19 protein-coding genes, 1 other RNA gene and 1 pseudogene are annotated in these 21,160 nt (G+C 32.3%); 19 read left to right on the forward strand and 2 right to left on the reverse strand.

All coding sequences use genetic code 11. The annotated features are described in order from the left end of the window. The first annotated feature begins 65 nt into the window (after positions 1-65). A complete protein-coding gene (locus GQ593_RS05360; protein WP_442903591.1) occupies positions 66-146 on the forward strand; it encodes an integrase core domain-containing protein in 81 nt (26 codons plus the stop codon). 586 nt (positions 147-732) lie between these two features. Here the strand turns inward: GQ593_RS05360 and recO are convergent. After that, positions 733-1,425 (reverse strand): DNA repair protein RecO, encoded by a 693-nt coding sequence (gene recO, locus GQ593_RS05365; protein WP_160431128.1) that lies wholly within the window; start codon positions 1,423-1,425, stop codon positions 733-735. A 147-nt stretch (positions 1,426-1,572) separates the two neighbouring features. On the opposite strand from recO, the pseudogene GQ593_RS14190 reads away from it, so the two are divergent. Together GQ593_RS14190 and ubiT are read left to right on the forward strand one after the other, a co-directional pair. Beyond that, positions 1,573-3,190: pseudogene (locus GQ593_RS14190) on the forward strand (Na+/H+ antiporter). Between the two features lie 21 nt (positions 3,191-3,211). Next, positions 3,212-3,700, forward strand: a complete 489-nt coding sequence (gene ubiT / locus GQ593_RS05375) for a ubiquinone anaerobic biosynthesis accessory factor UbiT (protein WP_160431193.1) — start codon at positions 3,212-3,214, stop codon at positions 3,698-3,700. Positions 3,701-3,754: 54 nt separating this feature from the next. Here ubiT and GQ593_RS13775 read toward each other — a convergent pair whose 3' ends face one another. Further along, on the reverse strand, positions 3,755-3,934 hold the full coding sequence (locus GQ593_RS13775; protein ID WP_237397691.1) for a hypothetical protein: 180 nt from the start codon (positions 3,932-3,934) through the stop codon (positions 3,755-3,757). 253 nt (positions 3,935-4,187) lie between these two features. On the opposite strand from GQ593_RS13775, the gene thrS reads away from it, so the two are divergent. From thrS to GQ593_RS05455, 16 genes are all read left to right on the forward strand, one after another. Next, positions 4,188-6,113 (forward strand): threonine--tRNA ligase, encoded by a 1,926-nt coding sequence (gene thrS, locus GQ593_RS05380; protein ID WP_160431129.1) that lies wholly within the window; start codon positions 4,188-4,190, stop codon positions 6,111-6,113. A gap of 27 nt (positions 6,114-6,140) precedes the next feature. Further along, complete coding sequence (infC, locus tag GQ593_RS05385; RefSeq protein WP_085248720.1) at positions 6,141-6,680, forward strand: translation initiation factor IF-3; 540 nt, start codon at positions 6,141-6,143, stop codon at positions 6,678-6,680. 84 nt (positions 6,681-6,764) lie between these two features. Continuing rightward, positions 6,765-6,962, forward strand: coding sequence for a 50S ribosomal protein L35 (gene rpmI, locus GQ593_RS05390; protein WP_034945602.1), 198 nt, complete (start codon positions 6,765-6,767; stop codon positions 6,960-6,962). Between the two features lie 30 nt (positions 6,963-6,992). Further along, positions 6,993-7,346, forward strand: coding sequence for a 50S ribosomal protein L20 (gene rplT / locus GQ593_RS05395; protein WP_024496189.1), 354 nt, complete (start codon positions 6,993-6,995; stop codon positions 7,344-7,346). Between the two features lie 209 nt (positions 7,347-7,555). Then, positions 7,556-8,539, forward strand: coding sequence for a phenylalanine--tRNA ligase subunit alpha (gene pheS, locus GQ593_RS05400; protein WP_160431130.1), 984 nt, complete (start codon positions 7,556-7,558; stop codon positions 8,537-8,539). Positions 8,540-8,555: 16 nt separating this feature from the next. Beyond that, positions 8,556-10,943, forward strand: a complete 2,388-nt coding sequence (gene pheT, locus GQ593_RS05405; protein WP_160431131.1) for a phenylalanine--tRNA ligase subunit beta — start codon at positions 8,556-8,558, stop codon at positions 10,941-10,943. Positions 10,944-10,948: 5 nt separating this feature from the next. Further along, on the forward strand, positions 10,949-11,242 hold the full coding sequence (locus tag GQ593_RS05410; RefSeq protein ID WP_065637551.1) for an integration host factor subunit alpha: 294 nt from the start codon (positions 10,949-10,951) through the stop codon (positions 11,240-11,242). A 137-nt stretch (positions 11,243-11,379) separates the two neighbouring features. Next, positions 11,380-11,475: signal recognition particle sRNA small type (ffs, locus tag GQ593_RS05415), an RNA gene on the forward strand. 140 nt (positions 11,476-11,615) lie between these two features. Next, the gene (locus tag GQ593_RS05420) at positions 11,616-12,758 is read left to right on the forward strand and encodes a polysaccharide biosynthesis/export family protein (RefSeq protein ID WP_160431132.1); all 1,143 of its coding nucleotides are present in this window, start codon (positions 11,616-11,618) and stop codon (positions 12,756-12,758) included. A gap of 29 nt (positions 12,759-12,787) precedes the next feature. Next, positions 12,788-13,687 (forward strand): hypothetical protein, encoded by a 900-nt coding sequence (locus GQ593_RS05425; RefSeq protein ID WP_160431133.1) that lies wholly within the window; start codon positions 12,788-12,790, stop codon positions 13,685-13,687. Further along, on the forward strand, positions 13,687-14,490 hold the full coding sequence (locus GQ593_RS05430; protein WP_160431134.1) for an ABC transporter permease: 804 nt from the start codon (positions 13,687-13,689) through the stop codon (positions 14,488-14,490). The genes GQ593_RS05425 and GQ593_RS05430 overlap by 1 nt, the downstream gene beginning before the upstream one ends. Then, a complete protein-coding gene (locus tag GQ593_RS05435) occupies positions 14,490-15,149 on the forward strand; it encodes an ABC transporter ATP-binding protein (RefSeq protein WP_160431135.1) in 660 nt (219 codons plus the stop codon). Before GQ593_RS05430 ends, GQ593_RS05435 begins: the two co-directional genes overlap by 1 nt. 24 nt (positions 15,150-15,173) lie before the next feature. Further along, positions 15,174-17,267, forward strand: a complete 2,094-nt coding sequence (locus GQ593_RS05440; RefSeq protein WP_160431136.1) for a capsular polysaccharide biosynthesis protein — start codon at positions 15,174-15,176, stop codon at positions 17,265-17,267. Between the two features lie 298 nt (positions 17,268-17,565). After that, positions 17,566-18,756 (forward strand): capsule biosynthesis protein, encoded by a 1,191-nt coding sequence (locus GQ593_RS05445; protein WP_160431137.1) that lies wholly within the window; start codon positions 17,566-17,568, stop codon positions 18,754-18,756. 25 nt (positions 18,757-18,781) lie between these two features. Next, a complete protein-coding gene (locus GQ593_RS05450) occupies positions 18,782-19,996 on the forward strand; it encodes an acyltransferase (RefSeq protein ID WP_160431138.1) in 1,215 nt (404 codons plus the stop codon). 34 nt (positions 19,997-20,030) lie between these two features. Next, on the forward strand, positions 20,031-21,116 hold the full coding sequence (locus GQ593_RS05455; RefSeq protein WP_160431139.1) for a stealth family protein: 1,086 nt from the start codon (positions 20,031-20,033) through the stop codon (positions 21,114-21,116). The last annotated feature ends 44 nt before the right edge of the window (positions 21,117-21,160 follow it).

The following is a 21,160-nucleotide window of genomic DNA, read 5'->3' on the forward strand; positions in this document are numbered from 1 at the left end:
GCGATAATAAACCTGAAATTACTGGAAGAGTCTTTTCCAACTGAGCCAAATCACATGGTATCACCATTGTTCTTATTGAGCCAGGTAACCCATATCAAAATGGTCACATTGAACGATTTAACCGAACTTATCGCACTGAAGTGTGAGATTTATATCTTTTTAACAACCTAGAGTAAGCAAGGATAATGACTGAAGAATTACTCACTATGTATAAGGCATTAAATAACATGACGCCCATTGAATTTAAAACACTAAAACAGTCAGCCTAATTTTCTACGTCAGTTATATGCTAAAAATGGGATATTTACATATGAATTCTCAATTAATGACGAAACGGTATAGAATCCTGAATATTTTTTACAAAAATATAGCTTAAAATATGAGTAGTAGTGTAAATACTCCATAGTGAGCAAAAAACTAACGTAGCAAATAACGCAACCTGTTTTGACAGACGTTTAATGCTATAAGGGATGTTTTTATCACGTTCCTTTTTACGGATATGGGGGGAACAACTTCAATCTGCTTTCTTTAGCACATTATAAGTTGTAAATAGTTGGACAACTGACCATAAAGTGTTTAGTCAATCGGTAACGATTATTTTTCTTTATGATAGAGACCCGTTTGTATATTCATTACCGTTTTTTTCAAATTACAGTAAACAACGCAAGTAATTCCTACATCAAGATACAAACTATCAAAATGAGCATGGGTTACTGATAAATATCAGTAAGATTAAATTTTTAAAAATAGCTCTCTACTTTTAAATGGTTTTGATCCTACATAAGGTTTTAACGCCATTCTGGTAAACCGTTTAGCCGCTTTTAACGTACTGTCATTATCAAATTGACGTTTTCCAAAAGCTAAAACTTGCTCTCCTGTAAAGCTGGTATTATTTTGTAATAAACTACTAATAAAACCTTTTTCGCTTTCGTATTGATAATGCATCGATTTAACAATATCATCACCTGTTACACAGCAATGAAAATAATCGATGTGATACCCTAAATTTTCTAATAATGATAATTCAAAAGCTCGCAGCACATTTTCAGCAGGAATTTGTTGAGCTAATTGTTGCAAGCTTGTTAGATAATCATCAAAAAGAGTTGGCATTTCTGTTTCTGCAACTAAAACTCGATGTAATAACTCATTTAAATAAAATGCGCTATATAAGAAAACAGATACTAACGGTAATGCCAGCGACATAGCTTCAACTTGCCGCAATGTTTTTACTTCACCTTGACCTGAATATTGTACAATGAGCGGGGTAAAAGGTTGCAACATACCTTTCAATGCTGAACTCTTTCTCCTAGCCCCTTTGGCTAACACCGTTATTTTTCCGACATTTTCAACGAATAAATCAACTAATAAACTACTTTCAGTGTAAAAACGAGTATGTAGTATAAATGCTCTTTGCCAACTTTCCATTAAAATGCCTTTAAATTATATTTTTGGTTGATAATTGCACACAACACAAAAAGAAATAAATTTTTCAAATTTTCACCTGAAATCTAGCTAAAATTCCGCTATAATCAATACAAACAATAGGATTATAGGATAAATAAAAGAGAAGCTATGGATCTTTTTTCAATAATTTTGCTACTAGTATTAATTGTATCACTTTCTGGCGTCGTTATTAAAATGTTACCAATACAAATTCCATTGCCACTAATGCAAATACTGTTAGGTTGTATACTGGCTGCTTTTGGTGTTTATGTAAAATTCGACCCAGAATTATTTCTTGTTTTATTCATTCCACCATTACTGTTTGCTGATGGGCGTAAAACATCGGTAAAAGACTTTGTGCACAACGTCAGAGAAATTGTTGGACTTGCGCTAGTTTTAGTTGTAATAACAATTGTCGCTGTTGGTTATTTACTTTATTGGATGTTACCAAAAGGAGTAGAATTAGCAGCAACATTTGCACTAGCTGCAGTTTTATCGCCTACCGATGCTGTAGCATTAAGTGGAATTGTGGGGAAAGGACGCATTGAAAAAGAAAAAATGGAGATCATCGAAGGTGAAGCATTGATGAATGATGCTTCAGGTTTGGTGTCTTTAAAATTTGCTATTGCTATTGCAGTTGGTGATGCGGTATTTAACATCTTTGATGTGAGTATGCAATTTTTTATAGTTGCGCTTGGTGGCTTGGCTATTGGTGTTTTATTTACTTGGCTATATGCACGTATTTTACGTAAAATAAATCAGCTGACTCACAATGACCCAGCAATTCAAATCGTATTATTATTCTTACTCCCATTTGCCGCTTATATTATTGCCGAGGAATGTCATTGTTCTGGTATTTTAGCAGCAGTAAGTGCAGGTATGACAGTTAATCATTCTGGTATGATGCGAAATGCACCATTAACTGCACGTTTGCAATCAGATAGCACATGGTCAATGCTAACATTTGTTTTTAATGGATTCGTATTCGTTTTATTAGGTATTCAGTTACCAAGCATTTTGAACAATACTTTTGCCGAAAACCAGATTGATACTTCAATTGAAGTATGGCAATTATGCTTAATTGTTTTGTTTGTATTTGCCGTATTAATGGGAACTCGATTCGCCTGGTTGTGGTCAATGAAACATCTGCCAGCCATGCCGCCCTCTTGCATTTAGAGAATACTCAACAAGAGATCTTTTAATTTCGACATTTGCTGGGGTTAGAGGAGCGATCACTCTAGCTGGTGTGTTATCTATTCCAATGACAATTGGTGGTCGTTATCAACTTGTTTTTATTGCAACAGGTATAATTTTAATTTCATTGATTGCAGCCGTTATTATATTACCTATCTTATTGCGAGGTAGTGTTATTTTAGATAATTCAGAACAAGCTAATGAAATTTTAACTGTAAAGGGTCATATGGCAGAAGAAGCGATTGTTAGCTTGGAAAAAATGCAAAATAATCTGCTACAAGAAACGACTGAAGATAGTATGGATCAAGAAATAATACATGAAGTTGGTTCACGTGTTATTGGATCATTAAGACGTCGAACAGGTCTTAAAGGTTTAGAGAAAAAAGCACTTGAAGCAGAAAACCTAGAAAGACGTATGCGCCTGGTTGCAATAGGTGCAGAACGAACCGCTTTATTACAAATGAAAATTCGTAACGAAGTGAGCGAGGAGGTTTTTGAACATTTAAATACCGACTTGGACATTTATGAAAAAATGATTTCTGGGGATGCATAAATGATTGGAACAAAAAGCCAAATTTTAAGCAAGATTCATTCACAGTTTGTTAATAATGGGCCCCATATTTTGGGGCTTACCTTACGATGCATTCCTTTTAATGTCAAAAAGCAAGCCATAGAACAATTATTACAGCTACAATTTGAACATTCCCTAGAAGATGGCGATCTTGATTTTTTAGAAAATCGTTGGCTTAAAATAGAAGTGACTGATCTAGGGCTTATCTGGTTTGTAAGTTTGATCGAGAATAAATTAGTTGTTAGCCGAGAAGAAATTGCTGATGTGAGCTTTATTGGTAATGCTAATGATTTAATTATGATAGCGACCAGACGTCAGGATCCCGATACCTTATTCTTTCAACGTCGCTTGATTGTAGAAGGTGACACCGAATTAGGACTATATGTTAAAAATTTAATGGATTCTATTGAGTTAGAAGCTATGCCAAAATTTTTAAGACTAACACTTGAAAAATTAGCGAATATTATTGAAAGTGCGCCAGCTCATCTTTAGGAAACTCACACCGCAACAAAGCTTGCTTTAATGTATTACAGACTAAATGACGGTCTATATTGTCTGCAACATCAAATCCTTTTTCAACTTGCAAGCTTTTGATATAAGGCGAGGAGGGTGGTATAATCGCTGATTAGTAATTAATACAACATTAATTGCTTTCCAGTTAGCTACTCGATATAAAATATCTTTGATTGGTTTTGGGCATGCATCGACATCAATCCAAATGTTCATAACCGGTATATCTAAATTATAAAATATCAATTGCTCGCAATTATAGTTGTTATTAGGGGAAAATTGCTATTTATTTTTTGTGAAAATATTTTAGGTAAATCAGCAATTTATTCTATTTTATGAATTTACTTATGTTGATATAAGCTGATTCTTTCTATTTAAAATCTTTATGATAAGTGGTAGTATATCTGACCAATTTATTTAGTACGCAAGTGCGCTTTCGTGTGGCGCACCACTGTTATAAGGATTTATTATGCCAATTATTACTCTTCCTGATGGAAGTCAACGCCAATTTGATAAACCCGTTACCGTTTTAGAAGTTGCACAAAGTATTGGTGCAGGGCTGGCAAAAGCTTGTATAGCTGGACGTGTAAATGGTGAGCGTAAAGATGCCTCTGATATTATTGAGCAAGATGCAACATTAGCCATCATTACAACTAAAGACGAAGATGGACTTGAAATTATTCGTCATTCTTGTGCGCATTTATTAGGTCATGCTATTAAGCAATTATGGCCGGATACACAAATGGCAATCGGTCCAACAATTGATAATGGCTTTTATTATGACGTTGATTTAGATCACTCATTAACGCAGGAAGATCTTGATGCATTAGAAAAACGCATGCATGAATTGGCTAAAAAAGATTATGAAGTAAAAAAAGAAGTCGTCAGTTGGGAACGAGCTAGGGAAGTATTTTGGGAACGTCATGAACCATATAAGATTGCCATTTTAGATGAAAATATTCCTAAAGATTCAAAACCAGCACTTTATCACCACGAAGAATATATTGATATGTGTCGTGGACCACATGTACCTAATATGCGTTTTTGCCACCATTTTAAATTGCAAAAAGTTGCAGGTGCTTATTGGCGTGGTAACAGTGACAATAAAATGTTACAACGTATTTATGGAACAGCGTGGGCAGATAAAAAACAACTTGATAGCTATTTACAATTTTTAGAAGAAGCGGCTAAACGAGATCACCGTAAAATAGGTAAACAGCTTGATCTTTATCATATGCAAGAAGAAGCACCCGGTATGGTGTTTTGGCATAATGATGGATGGATTATCTTCCGTGAACTTGAAGTTTTTGTTCGCACTAAATTGAAAGAGTATGATTATCAAGAAGTAAAAGGCCCATTTATGATGGATCGTGTTTTATGGGAAAAAACAGGGCATTGGGGTAATTATAAAGAGTTAATGTTTGTCACTTCATCTGAAAATCGTGAATATTGTATTAAGCCAATGAACTGTCCAGGGCACGTACAGATTTTTAATCAAGGTTTAAAATCTTACCGTGATTTACCATTACGTATGGCGGAATTTGGTAGTTGTCATCGAAACGAGCCATCTGGATCTTTACACGGATTGATGCGTGTTCGAGGTTTTACTCAAGATGATGCACATATTTTTTGTACTGAAAGTCAAATTCGCAGTGAAGTTAATAGCTGTATCAAAATGGTTTATGATACTTATAGCACTTTCGGTTTTACAGATATTACTGTTAAGTTATCAACTCGCCCTGAAAAACGCATTGGTAAAGATGAGACATGGGATCTTGCAGAAAAAGATTTGGCCGAATGCTTAACTGAAAACGGCATTGATTTTGAATACCTACCAGGTGAGGGAGCCTTTTATGGACCAAAAATCGAGTTTACTCTACATGACTGTTTAGGGCGTGCATGGCAATGTGGTACTGTTCAACTAGATTTTATGCTACCAGAACGTTTAGATGCAACTTATGTTGGTGAAGACAACGAACGTCATGTTCCAGTTATGATTCATCGAGCCATTTTAGGTTCAATGGAGCGCTTTATGGGAATCTTAACAGAAAACTGCGCAGGATTTTTCCCTACATGGCTTGCTCCATTGCAAGTTGCAGTAATTAATATTACCGATAATCAAGCTGAATATGCAAAACAATTAACCGCGCAACTACAAAAAGTTGGTATTAGAGCAAAAGCGGACTTGAGAAATGAGAAAATAGGGTTTAAAATTCGCGAGCATACTCTTAAACGTGTTCCTTATATGTTTGTTTGTGGAGACAAAGAAATGGAATCAGGAAAAATTTCAGTTCGAACTCGCCAAGGTAAAGATCTTGGTAGCTTTGAAGTGAAACATGTTATAGAATTGTTGCTTAACGAAATTCATAGTCGTTCATTAGAACAAATGAATTAATGATAAATTAATTTGGAGGAATGAGATATTAAAGTCAGTAAACGAATTCAGTCAACACGAGCACATAAGATCAACGATGAAATTACCGCTCGAGAGGTGAGATTAACCGGCGTCGATGGTGAGCAGCTCGGTATAGTAAGCTTAAATGAAGCTTTAAAACAAGCTGAAGAGGCAACTTTAGATTTAGTTGAAATAAGCCCTAATGCAGAGCCACCTGTTTGTCGAATTATGGATTATGGCAAGTTCCTCTATGAAAAGAGTAAAGCAACAAAAGAGCAGAAGAAAAAGCAAAAGGTTGTTCAGGTTAAGGAAATTAAGTTCCGACCTGGTACAGACGAAGGCGACTATCAGGTAAAACTCCGCAGCCTGATACGCTTTCTTGAAGATGGCGATAAAGCTAAAGTCACATTACGTTTTCGTGGTCGTGAAATGGCTCACCAACAGTTAGGTTCTGAAATGCTTGACCGCATTAAAGAAGACTTAGCTGATTTGGCGATTATTGAGTCTTATCCAACTAAGATTGAAGGTCGGCAAATGATTATGGTGCTTGCGCCTAAGAAGAAATAATGGTTTTACAAGCTAGTTTTTGATTTATTGAAAATTACACCATTATTTTATTTTTATTAACAATGCGAAGTGGAAATTAATAAAATGCCTAAAATTAAAACTGTAAAAGGCGCAGCAAAGCGCTTTAAAAAAACAGCTTCTGGTGGCTTTAAGCATAAGCAAGCTAACAAAAGCCATATCCTAACTAAAAAATCAACTAAACGTAAACGTCATTTACGTGGTTTGACGACTGTGTCAAAAGGCGATTTAGGTTTAGTTACTGCGTGTGTTCCATACGCTTAATTTTGGTTAATTATTTAGAGGATATAGTTTATGGCTCGTGTTAAACGTGGTGTTATTGCTCGTGCACGTCACAAGAAAATTTTAAAACAAGCAAAAGGTTATTATGGAGCTCGTTCACGTGTGTATCGTGTTGCTTTCCAAGCTGTAATTAAAGCTGGACAATATGCTTACCGTGACCGTCGTCAACGTAAACGCCAATTCCGTCAATTGTGGATTGTTCGTATTAATGCTGCAGCTCGTCAATGTGGTCTTTCTTATAGCCGTTTTATTAATGGTTTAAAGAAGGCATCAATTGAAATTGATCGTAAGATCCTTGCTGACATTGCTGTATTTGACAAAAATGCATTTGCTGCATTAGTTGAAAAAGCCAAAGCAGCACTATAATACTTGATAAAAGCCGAGTTATCTCGGCTTTTATCATTCTAATTTTGATATTTTTGAAGAGTAAATTAATTATGAACATAGTTATTTTTCGTTTCTTTTTTGGTTTCTGTTGCAATATAAATTCATGAGGCAAAGAAAAAACGAAAAATGATTATAAAAGCCTCAAAAGAGGCTTTTTTTATGCAATGAACAATAAGCAGGAGAACTGTATGTCTCAATTAGTTGAACTGGTTAATAATGCCAAATCCGCTATTGAAAGTGCTAATGACATTAATACGATCGAACAAATTCGTGTGGAATATTTTGGTAAAAAAGGCTATTTTACAATGCAAATGGCTTCGTTACGTGATGTTCCTGCCGATAAGCGCCCGGCTGTCGGTCAAAAAATCAATGAGGCAAAACAAAAAGTCATTGAAATATTAAATCAAAAGCGCAATCTTTTAGAGCGTCAGGCTCTTGATGCAAAGCTGGCAAACGAAACAATAGATATCACTTTGCCAGGTAAAACACTTGAATTAGGTGGATTACATCCAGTCACAAAAACAATTAATCGATTAGTTGATTTTTTTGGTGAGCTGGGTTTTGTTGTTGAAACTGGCCCTGAAATTGAAGATGACTACCATAATTTTGATGCACTGAATATTCCGGCTCATCATCCTGCGCGTGCTGATCACGATACATTTTGGTTTGATGCAAAACGATTATTAAGAACACAGACATCAACTGTGCAAATTCGCACCATGGAAAACCAAAAACCCCCAATCCGAATCATTGCTCCAGGTAGAACTTATCGTAATGATTATGATCAGACTCATACGCCTATGTTCCACCAAATGGAAGGTTTACTGGTTGATAAGGGTATCAGTTTTACACATTTAAAAGGGTTATTACACGATTTTCTTCATTGCTTTTTTGAAGATAATATGGAAATTCGTTTTAGACCAGCTTATTTTCCATTTACAGAACCTTCTGCTGAAGTTGATATTAAAGCTAAAAACGGTAAATGGTTAGAAGTGTTAGGTTGTGGAATGGTACATCCTAATGTATTACGTAATGTGGGCATTGATCCTGAAATCTATAATGGTTTTGCTTTTGGTATGGGTATAGAGCGATTAACTATGCTACGTTACGGTGTCACTGATTTGCGTTCTTTCTTTGAAAATGACTTACGTTTTTTAAAGCAATTTAATTAATTCTGGAGATCAAAACATGAAATTTAGTGAAAATTGGCTACGTGAATGGATCAATCCAGAAATTAGTAGCGAAACGCTTACCAATCAATTGACAATGGCTGGTTTAGAAGTCGAAGATGTTGAAAAAGTAGCGGGCGATTTTACTGGAGTAGTTGTCGGTAAAGTTGTTGAATGTATGCAACATCCGAATGCAGATAAACTTCGTGTAACAAAAGTTGATATAGGTAAAGCCGAATTACTTGATATTGTTTGTGGTGCGCCAAATTGCCGTCAAGGTTTAACTGTTGCTTGTGCAACAGTGGGGGCAGTATTACCTGGCGATTTTAAAATTAAAGCGGCTAAATTACGAGGCGAACCTTCGGAAGGTATGCTTTGTTCTTATTCTGAATTGGGAATTGCAGATGATCATAATGGGATCATTGAGTTGCCAGATGACGCACCTTTAGGCATGGATATTCGTGAATATTTAAATCTTAATGACGTTATAATAGATATTAGTGTTACACCAAATCGAGCGGATTGTTTTGGAATTGTTGGTATTGCCAGAGATATTTCTGCAGTTAACAATATTGCAATGAAAGAACTAAAATTTGACAGTGTATCTGCAACAATTAATGATACATTACCAATCCAGATAGATGAACCGAAAGCAGCACCACGTTATTTAGGTCGTGTAATTAAAGACATCAACATTAATGCTGCAACGCCATTATGGATGAAAGAAAAACTACGTCGTGGTGGAATCCGCTCTATTGATGCAATCGTTGATATTACCAACTATGTATTATTAGAACTTGGTCATCCAATGCATGCGTTCGATTTGGCTGAAATAGAGCAGGGTATTGTTGTTCGTTATGCCCAAAAAGAGGAGAAACTTGTTTTACTTAATGGTAATGAAGTTAAACTTAATGATAAAACCTTAGTTATTGCCGATCACCAAAAAATCTTAGCATTAGCAGGAATTATGGGCAGTGAAAAATCAGGCGTAACGCAATCGACTAAAGATGTGTTTCTTGAATCTGCGTTTTTTAACCCATTAGCAATAACAGGTAAAGCTCGTGAATATGGTTTACATACAGAAGCTTCACACCGTTATGAGCGTGGAGTAGACCCATCTCTACAATTTGTAGCAATGGAACGAGCTAGCAAATTATTAATTGATATCTGTGGTGGCGAAGCTGGTCCAATTATTGATGTAACACATAAAGAAGAACTTCCTGTACAAGCAACTATCCAGTTACGTCGCAATAAAATTGATCGTATTATTGGTTATGCAATCGAAACACAAAAGATCACTGATATTTTAGTTAGACTCGGTTGTGAAGTTGAATACAAAGAGGATGTGTGGGTTGTAAAATCACCAAGTTGGCGTTTTGATTTACAAATTGAAGAAGATCTAGTTGAAGAAGTAGCTCGAATTTACGGATATAATAATATCCCAAATGCTAACCTGAAGATTGAATCAGTAATGAAACCAAAGCCAGAAAGTGAAATATCATTACGAAGGGTAAAAGAGTTATTGGTTGATAAAGGGTATCAAGAAGCAGTTACATATAGCTTTGTTGATCCAAAAGTTCAGCAAATTCTTCATCCTGAACAGCTTGGAATCAAGTTGCCTAACCCGATTTCAAGTGAAATGTCAGTCATGCGTTTATCACTATGGTCTGGATTATTAGATGCGGTATTATACAACCAAAATCGTCAGCAAGCACGTATACGATTATTTGAAACAGGCCTACGCTTTATACCAGATGAAAAATGTGAATTAGGTGTACACCAAGAACTGATGTTATCTGGTATTGTTACAGGTAGTTTGTACGAAGAACACTGGCAGCTTCCTAAAAAGCACGTGGATTTCTACGATCTTAAAGGTGATATTGAGTCAATTTTTTCACTTTTAGGCTGTGCGGATAAAGTGCAATTTAAGAAATCACAGCTTACTACCTTACATCCAGGACAGAGTGCAGATATTTATTTAAATGATGTTTTAGTTGGCTATTTTGGTGTCTTACATCCAGAAATTGAAAAAAAATTATCTTTAAATAGTAAAACGCTTGTTTTTGAAATAAATTTAGCTAAAATTGGTAGCAAGAAAGTACCTGTTGCTCAAGACTTATCAAAGTATCCATCGAACAAACGAGATATAGCTATTGTTGTATCAAATACAATTCCAGTAGCAGATATAGTTTCTGAGTGTAAGCAAGCTGGTGGTGAGCAACTTATAAAAGTTAACTTGTTTGATGTTTATCAAGGTGAAAATATCAAGGAAGATCAAAAAAGTCTTGCTATCAGTTTGATTTTACAAGATAAATCGCGTACACTTGAAGAAGAAGATATAACAAACATTGTAAATAAGTGCGTCACTGCTTTACAAAATCGTTTTAAAGCCCTATTAAGAGAATAATAACTATGACATTAACTAAAGCTGATATTGCAGATCGTCTTGCCGAAAAATTTAACATTGATCGTCAAGAAGCTAAAGTCCTTGTTGAACTCTTTTTTGAAGAGATTCGAGTGGCTTTAGAAAAGGGAGAACCGGTAAAATTATCTGGATTTGGTAATTTTGCGGTACGTGATAAAAACTCACGTCCAGGACGTAATCCAAAGACAGGTGAAAGTGTGGATATCTCTGCTCGTCGAGTTGTTACGTTTAGACCTGGAATTAAATTTAGAGAGCGTGTAGAAAAAAATTTAGTTATCTAATTGCTAAGTTTTACTCCTGCTTTTGCAAAATAAGGCCTTTCTTTTATTTAATATATGAGAAGGGCGTAGTATTTTTTAACAAAAATAGTTGTATTAATTTCTTAAATAAAGCATAATAATACCTCCAATGGAGGCTCTGTGGGTCCTCTTGCAACATTTTTTTGCTCATCAGGTCAGATCCGGAAGGAAGCAGCCAAAGTAAAAAGTATGTGTGTGGGATGCGGCTGATAGGGTCTCCTCCAAAATGTTTTTATAGTAAATTTATCTGTTTTACCAATTATAAATAAAATTAGGTGTTATTTTAAAAATTAAAATAACTGCATGAGCTAGTAGTCTATAGTATCCTAAGTGTAGATGAATAAGGAAATTTATTTTGAAATTACCATCCCTTCTTCCAATAACGTTAGCAATGGTTTTAAGTGGTTGCTCATTTCTACCTCATTCAGGCCCCAATTTTTCTTCTATAAAGAATATCAATAAGCAACAGACTGAATTAGATAGTATTTATAATAAAGTTAAAATTGTTAATTTAAATACTTCAATAGATCTAATAAAAGAAACCAAAACTAATTTTTTGAATTATAATAAGTTTATAAATGAAACAAGTAATAAAGTTAAACAAGTAGATAACCTTGGAAAAGGTGATAGCATAAAAATTTCTATAATTGAAACCCCTCCAGCAATACTATTTACAGGTTCAAGTGATACAGGCGCACCAAAAACAGGATTAACTGAATTACCAATCGTTGTTGTTGACTCTCAAGGATTTATTTCTTTGCCGTTTATTGGAAATATAAAAGCTGCCAATAAAACTCCCACGCAAATACAAAAAGAGATAATTGAAAAACTGTCTGGTATTGCAAATAGACCGCAGGTAATTGTTACTGTTTTAGAAAAACGCTCATCAAGTGTTACTGTTATTGGTGATAAATTTAGTGGTAAAATGCCAATAACAGCTAAGGGGGAACAACTGTTAGATGCTGTTACTATGTTAGGTAACAATATGTATGATATTAAAGATACTTTAATACAAATAACTAGAAATAATAAAGTCAATAAAATTCCACTAAGTTTGGTATTATCTAATCCTAAACTTAATGTTAAGCTTCAAAAAGATGATGTTATTACTTTGATCAATAAGCCTAGTTCTTTCATTTCTATGGGGGCGATAGGGGCAACCAAAGAAGTCAGATTTGAAGCTGTTGGAATTAATTTATCTCAAGCATTAGCCCGTATTGGTGGCTTACGAGATAATCAATCTGACGCCCGAGGGGTGTTTGTATTCAGATATCAAGATACATTTTCAGCTGATAAGAAAAAAGAACTTATTCCAACGGTTTACCAAATAGATTTAAATAATCCCAACTCATTGTTTATAATGAATAAGTTTCAAGTTAAAAATAATGATATTGTTTATGTAGCCACTGCACCAATTATAGAATTACAAAAATTCTTGTATGCAATTTTCTCACCAGGTATCGGAGTTGTTAATCAAGTCAGCCAGATTAATGAATGATTTTTTGATTAATATACTGGTGACATTTTATGTATTTAAATTTTAAAAGAAAAAAAAGTTGGTTATTACATCTATTGACTACATTGCCAACTTTACTATCAATAATTTATTTTGGCTTAATAGCAGAAAATATTTATACATCAGAGGCAACGTATATTATACGTTCTTCTGACACCCAGTCATCATTGGGGGGCTTAGGAAGTTTTTTTTCAAAGGTTGGAATTTCACGCTCTAATGATGATTCTTATGTGGTTTTATCATATATTAAATCTAGAGATGCGCTATCTTCTGTTGAACAAGTTTTACCTGTACAAGAATGGTATACAAAAAAAGGGGATGTAGTATCTCGGTTTAATGGATTTTCTCTCGATTTTTATAACAAAAAAGAATATTTTTATCGATATATGAGCAATATGATAAGTGTTAATTTCGATAGTTCTACTGGTATTGCTACAATTAGTGTAAATGCTTTTGATACGCAAGATGCATACAAAATAAATGAACAATTATTAAGGCAGGCTGAAGGGTTTGTGAATCAAATAAATTTACGAGCCAAACAAGATCTTATAACAGCATCATTAGCAGAATTAAAAAATGCTGAATCACAGATGAAAAAAGAAGCTCAAGCATTAGCTGAATTTCAGAAAAATAAAAATAAGGATGCTAATTTAGCAGAATATCAACAAATACTAATTAATAATACTGTGGCCAAACAACAATTTGAAGCTGCAACTTTATCTCTACGTAATGCACAGGTTGAAATAACAAAAAAACAACTTTACCTAGAACGAATTGAACAACCTAGTCTGTCAGACGTATCATTTAAACCTGCGCGTATCTATAATATCATAGCAACCTTTATAATTAGCTTTCTAGTATATGGTATTATTAATTTACTTTTAGCTGGTATAAGAGAGCATAAAGATTAATGACGGAAATAATTGCTAAAACATCATTTATTCGTTCTTTAAAGATACAGCTTAATGTATTGAATGCTTTAATTTTAAGGGAAATTATTACACGTTACGGACGTAATAATATTGGTTTTCTTTGGTTATTTGTTGAGCCGATGTCATTAACTTTTTTAATAAGTTTAATGTGGTTTTTTTTTAAAATAAATTCTATATCTAATCTAAACATTGTTGCATTTGTATTAACTGGTTATCCAATGGCTATGATGTGGCGTAATGCTTCATCTAGGGCAAAAGGTTCAGTTACTGCTAATAAAGCATTGCTATATCATCGAAACATTAAAATCTTGGATTTAGTCTATGCTCGAGTTTTTCTTGAAATGATTGGCGCAAGCGCTGCTCAAGTATTTGTTATATTATTTTTTATTTTTATTGGATTAATTGCTATACCGTATGATCCTTTTTATATGCTATGTGCCTGGGGATTAATGTGTTGGTTTTCTCTTGGGTTAGGTTTAATCATTTTTGTTTTATCTGCTAAATATGAGGTGTTCGATAAAATGTGGGTCACTTTAAGTTTTATACTTATGCCTCTTTCTGGAGCATTTTTTTGGGTTGACACTTTTCCTCATGAAATTCAAGAATTATTACTTTATATTCCGCCTATCAATGGCACTGAGATGTTTCGATCAGGATATTTTGGTCCATCAGTTATAACTCACCAAAACGTAAGTTATTTAGTTTTGTGCAATATAATTTTATTATTTGTGGGATTAACTATGGTAAAAAACAATGAAGCACAGATTATTGAGGATAATTGATGATCAGCGTTAGACATGTCAGCAAACAGTATTTAACAAGGAAGGGATATAAAACAGTTCTTAATGATATTAATTTTTCTTTACAGAGAGGAGAAAAAATAGGGATTTTGGGACGTAATGGTGCTGGTAAATCGACACTAATTAGACTACTCAGTGAAGTTGAAAAACCAACCACTGGTTCAATAATAAGAAATATGTCAATTTCTTGGCCATTAGCCTTTTCTGGTGCTTTCCAAGGCAGTTTGACAGGAATGGATAATTTAAGATTCATTTGTCGGATTTATGGATGTTGCATTGATAAAACGAAAAAATATGTTGAGGATTTTGCTGAATTAGGAGATTATTTATTTGAACCAATAAAAAAATATTCTTCTGGAATGAAGGCTCGCCTAGCTTTTGCTTTGTCATTGTCAATTGAGTTTGATTGTTATTTAATTGATGAAGTAATTGCTGTTGGCGACTCTAGATTTACCGAAAAATGTAAAAAAGAATTATTTGAAAATAAAAAAGATCGTTCTCTCATCTTAGTTTCTCATAACATGAATGCTATAAAGAACTACTGTGATAAGGCAATGGTATTAGATGCTGGTTGCTTATATCAATTTGACACAATTGAACAAGCATATACATACCATAGCAATCAACAAAAAATTGGTTAATATTTATAATTAATTGAGCTATACATGAAGAAAGTCGCAGTTTTCTCAAAAAAAATTCTAGCCATAAAAGATATAAATTATTTTTTTTCTGATTTGTCATTTGTATCTATAAAGAAACAAAAAAAAATTGATGCAGTTGCTGGATGGGGGTATCGACCAACAACAGTTAAAGCTAGGGCATATGCAACCAAACATTTATTACCATTCATTGCTCTTGAAGATGGTTTTTTGCGTTCTATTGGTTTAGGATTAGAAGGTTTTCCTCCACTGTCACTTATTGCTGATAGTATTGGAATCTATTATGATTCTAGACACCCCTCAGAATTAGAAATATTAATCAAAAATAAAATAATTTTAAATCAGCATATGAATGAAGCGACCGCTGCAATAAAGTTAATTATTGATACAGCGTTAACGAAATATAATCATGCTCCTGATTTTTGTGGTTTTAAGGATAAAAGCAGCCATCAAAATAAAAAAGTGTTAATCATCGATCAAACATTTGGAGATAAGTCTGTCGAATTGGGCGGAGCAAGTCAAGAAACATTTATATCAATGCTAAATTGTGCTGTCAAAGAGAATCCATCTTCAGTTATTTATGTGAAAACCCATACAGATGTAATCAATGGATATAAGAAAGGTTATTTAACTCAAATAGTTAACCAGAAGTCTGTTATTTTATTTAGTGAAGACGTAAACTCCCTTTCATTACTTAAATATTTTGATAAAGTTTATGTTGTTACATCTCATATGGGATTTGAAGCACTTTTATTGGGTAAACAGGTTATTACATTTGGCTTACCTTGGTATGCTGGATGGGGGGTTACCGATGATCGTCATAAAGATATAAACCATTTACGAACAAATAATAGAAGAACTCAAGCTACAGTATTAGAGTTATTCACTGCAAGTTATATATTATATTGTAAATACATTAACCCTTATACAGGCAAAAAGGGAACTATTTTTGATGTTATTAGCTATTTAACAAAAATGAAAACACTCAATAATAAGCTTAGAGGCACGATTAACTTAGTTGGATTTTCATTCTGGAAGAAACAAGTATTACTACCTTATTTAAGCCTACCTTCTGTAAAATGTCGTTTCTATTCAGTTAGCAAATTTATAAAAACCATTAATAATGAAGATATAGAAAATAAACTTAGAACTGAAAAATTATTAATCTGGGGGCAAGGAAAAAAAACATTACTTCCAATTATAGAAAGAATGAATCTATTTCGTGTTGAAGATGGCTTTATCCGCTCCATTGGTTTAGGATCCAATCTAGTTATGCCATATTCACTGGTTATTGATGAGCTAGGCATTTATTTCAATTCCCAAAATATGAGTGAATTAGAGTATTTATTGACAAATAAAAAAGTCAATAATCAGGAAATTGAAAAAGCTAGATCACTACAGCATTTACTAATTGTAACGAAATTAGGTAAATACAATGTAGGTAAAAAAATTAATATTAAACCAAGTGACAGTAAATCAAAAATTATTTTAATTCCTGGTCAGGTTGAAGATGATGCATCTATTTTATATGGCTCACCTGTCATAAAAACGAACTTAGCTTTGATAAAGGCCGTTAGACAAAAGAATCCAAATGATTATATTATCTATAAACCTCATCCAGATGTTCTGAGTGGTAATCGAATTGGGAAGGTTGATAAAGTTGAAATTAAAAAATATGTTGATGAAATTGTTGAATTTGTTGACATTATTAATTGTATTGAACAAGTTGATGAAGTTCACACTATCACATCGTTAGCAGGGTTTGAAGCGCTAATTCGGAATAAACAAGTAGTGTGTTATGGTCAACCGTTTTATTCAGGTTGGGGATTAACAATGGATATACATCCTAATGTTAGACGGAATAGGCTACTAACACTTCATGAATTAATTTATATTGTGATGTATGATTACCCCATTTATATTCATCCTGAGACTTTAGCTTTTACAGATCCAGAAACTTTAATTAGTTATTTAAATGATAAAAAATTAAAAAGCTCAAAATTAATCAAGCAAAAATGGTTAAAAAAACAAATCAATAAATTAAAGCAAGTTATTTTTCTTATTTGTAAAATAAAATTAAATAAGATTAACTATCTATAAATTATAATAATATTTTATAATTCTTATCAATATTTGTACTTTAGTTATTAGTTTTGAGTGACGTCAATAGTGTAAGTTCACTATTGGAATAAACTAATTTACTAAGTTAGTACTTAATCTTTTATTAACATATTTCTGCATTGAGATATTTATATCATAGTATGATTTAACGATATTATTTTAATAAAATTTACAAATTTATGTTTTTATGATAAGATAGTAAAAAATGTAAATGTTTAATCATATTAAAGTAAATTATTCCTTTATCATTATCGATTTTGTTATATACAGGGAAGTAATGATCCACTATTTATACGAACTACTCCATAAAAAAAATATCTTATTTCTACAAGGTCCTATTGGTCCTTTTTTTAAAAATGTAGCAGAATGGTTGCAGAAATCAGGATGTAATGTTTATAAGATAAATTTGAATGGAGGTGATGAGCATTTCTATCCGCAAAATAGTGTTTCTTTCTGCGAATCACCTGAAGCATTTCCTCAATTTTTACAAAACTATATTAATCAATATACTATTGATGCTATTGTTGTTTTTGGCGATTGTCGCATTTACCACAAAATAGCCAAATCAATAGTGGATTCTAATTCAAATTTATCATTTTGGGTGTTTGAAGAAGGTTATCTAAGACCCCATTATATTACATTTGAAAAAGATGGAGTTAATGGTTTTTCTCTTATTCCCAAAAATCATGATTTTTATCAAAATATTGAAATTACCTCCATTGATGACAGCAAGGGGAAGTCTCATTATTATTCAATGATTTACTATAGTGTTATTTATTATATTTTTATACTACTAAAAAAATATAAATATTCTAATTACGTGCACCATAGGAAGACATCATTATTTTTTTACGCTTCTCGTTGGACTTTAGCTTTAATTAGAAAATTGAAAACCAAGTTAGTCCAACCTAAATTAGTAAAGAATGTCATTAATAATGATTATAAGCCATTCTATATTTTTCCTTTGCAATGTAATCAAGATTTTCAAATAAAGGTCCATAGTCATTATCATTCTATGAAATCCTATATTTTTAGAGTTATTCGCTCATTTTCTTTATTTGCTGATGAAAAGAGCTATTTACTAATCAAGCATCACCCAATGGATGAAGGTTTTAATAATTATAATCGATTAATAAAAAAATTGGCTAACCGTTATGGTGTAAGCAAACGAGTGATATATATTCATGGTGTTCCAATGCCGATTTTACTGAGAAAATCGATTGGGTTGGTTACTGTGAACAGTACTTGTGGTCTTTCAGCACTTATTCATGGATTACCTGTTATTGCTCTCGGTAACGCACATTATGATATAAAAGGATTAACTTTCCAAGAAGGACTCGACCGTTTTTGGAAGGAAGGACAAAAACCTGATCCCGAACTATTTGAACGATATCGAAGTTATTTGTGCAATAAATCTCAGATTAAGGGATCCATTTATGGCTCTGACTTTAAATTACATGCTAAATAATTTTCAAATATAGGAGAAATATATAGTGGCAAATATCTATGTAGAAGGCCATTATTCAGATAATAAAGGAAATCAGGTTTTCGCACCAAAAAATTTGAATGGTGTAACAGTAAATTTTGTTGGTGCTAATAATAAATTAATTATTGCGGATACAAGTAAAATTCGTAATATTAATTTTGATTTTCCATCACATAATGCAGTTATCATTATCGGAAAAAATGGGAACTTATCAGGGCAAATAAGAGCTGGTTATTATTGTCATATTAACATTGGTGATAATGTAACTTGTACTAATAAAATATATATAACATCAGCAGAAAAAACAAAAATCATCATTGGGGATGATTGTATGTTTTCTACAGGTAACCAGATTCGTTCTGATGATGCTCATGCAATTTATGATGTTGATACAGGCGAACGAGTAAATAAATCTAAAGATATTATTATTGGTGAGCATGTATGGTTTGCTTTTAATTCAGTAGTCTTATCAGGAAGTCAAATTGGAGAAGGTTCAGTTGTCGGATTTGCTAGTATAGTAAAAGGACAATACCTAAATAATTGTATAATTGTTGGTGCTCCGGCAAGATCTACTAAACATAACATTGCTTGGGAAAGACCTCATGTGATGCTCAATGAACCTTGGATTAGAACCCATCAAAATCAAATAAAATCTAAAAAGGAATATTGGAATAAGACAATTGAAAATAAGCCTATATATGTAGGTCAAGGCATATTTCATAATATATACAAATTAAAACCCTTTGGAGAACCTATTAATAAAACAAAATATCATCCTTATGTTGAATTATATAATATATTTATTCAGGAAAATAGAATTTATTTAAAGGGAATTGCGGCTATCATTGGTATTCCTTGCCCAGAATATACTCCATGTATAAAAAATTATTTATTATTTACTAATAAGAACTCATGTTATTCAAAGCAATTAGCAAAATTTTCAGATCCAAATATTAGTCGCAAGTTATTTAATGGTGATTATATTAGCTATGATAAAGCAGGTATGTTCACTTTTAGAGATGAAGGTTTATCAATTGATGATATTCCTAATGGTATTTATAAATTAAAGATAAAATTAACTTTCAATGAATTAGAATATTATAGTGATCTTAAAAGTGAAAATTTTAAGGAATCATTTTATCAAAATGATAAAGTGATATTAAAACTTTATATTATTAATAATGTTGTTTATTTCAAAAAAACAACCAAAACTTTAATATAATAAATTTATTATTGATATACATTAGATTCATAATATGAGTAAACTTAGTAAACTTTTAAAAAATCCAGGAATATTTTTTAGAGATTATTTCATAAAGAAATATCCATTGTCCTTAGATGAACAAGGTCATAATTTGTTGCATGAAAATGTTCTAATTGAAAATGATTTGAGATTATATGATATTACTGTAAATGAAAGTAAAGAACCTGTTGATGTAGTTATTACATGGGTAAATAACCAAGACCCTGAGTGGATAGCAAAGTTTGAATATTATAAAAATCAGAAAATCAATGATATTAATCCTATTTCTATAGATAATGCAAGATTTGAAGATCATGGCGAATTATTTTATGTAATTAAAAGTATTCAACTACATATGTCATGGGTAAGAACAATTTTTTTGATTACAGACAACCAAATCCCCACCTTTGATCTTCCTAGCAAAGTTAAGATTATTGATCATAACCAAATTATAAACAAAAAGTATCTTCCTACTTTTAATTCTCATGTTATCGAGGCTCATTTACATAATATTCCAGAATTATCTGAAAATTTTATTTACTTTAATGATGATGTTTTTATAGCCAGAAATCTTCCTAAAAGCCATTTTTTTTGTGGTAATAATTTATCATCTCTATTCATAACTAAAAAAAATTTGAATATTCTAGTTAAGAAAGGCTTTAAAACTCCCACATTATCAGCAAGTCTAAATTGCAAAAATCTATTATTAAAAAAATACAATAAAAAAATAGATAACCCACTAGTTCATACTTATGTACCATTAAAAAAATCTTATTTTGAATTAGCATGGTTATATTTCAATGAAGAAATTAGTAATTTTATCTCGAATAAATTTCGAGATGATAATGATCTCAATTTAGCTACTTTTTTGGTTCCATGGATGATGTATTTAGAAGCAAAATCTAAATTATCTCGTGACATTTGTTATTACTTTAATATTCGTTCCGCTAGAGCCAAAACTAATTATACATTCCTAAATAAGAAATCTGGTTCAATGCCTCATTCTTTTTGTGCGAATGATTTTTTTATACATAAAAGTAATGATTCAAATTATCAATCTAATTTGATGGAATTTTTGGAAAAATTCTATGACTCATAACTATTTGATTATTAATTTGAATTAATTTTTTATTATTTAAAAGG

The organism is Gilliamella sp. Pas-s25 (assembly GCF_009795885.1).
In the GTDB taxonomy this organism is placed as follows: Bacteria; Pseudomonadota; Gammaproteobacteria; order Enterobacterales; family Orbaceae; genus Gilliamella.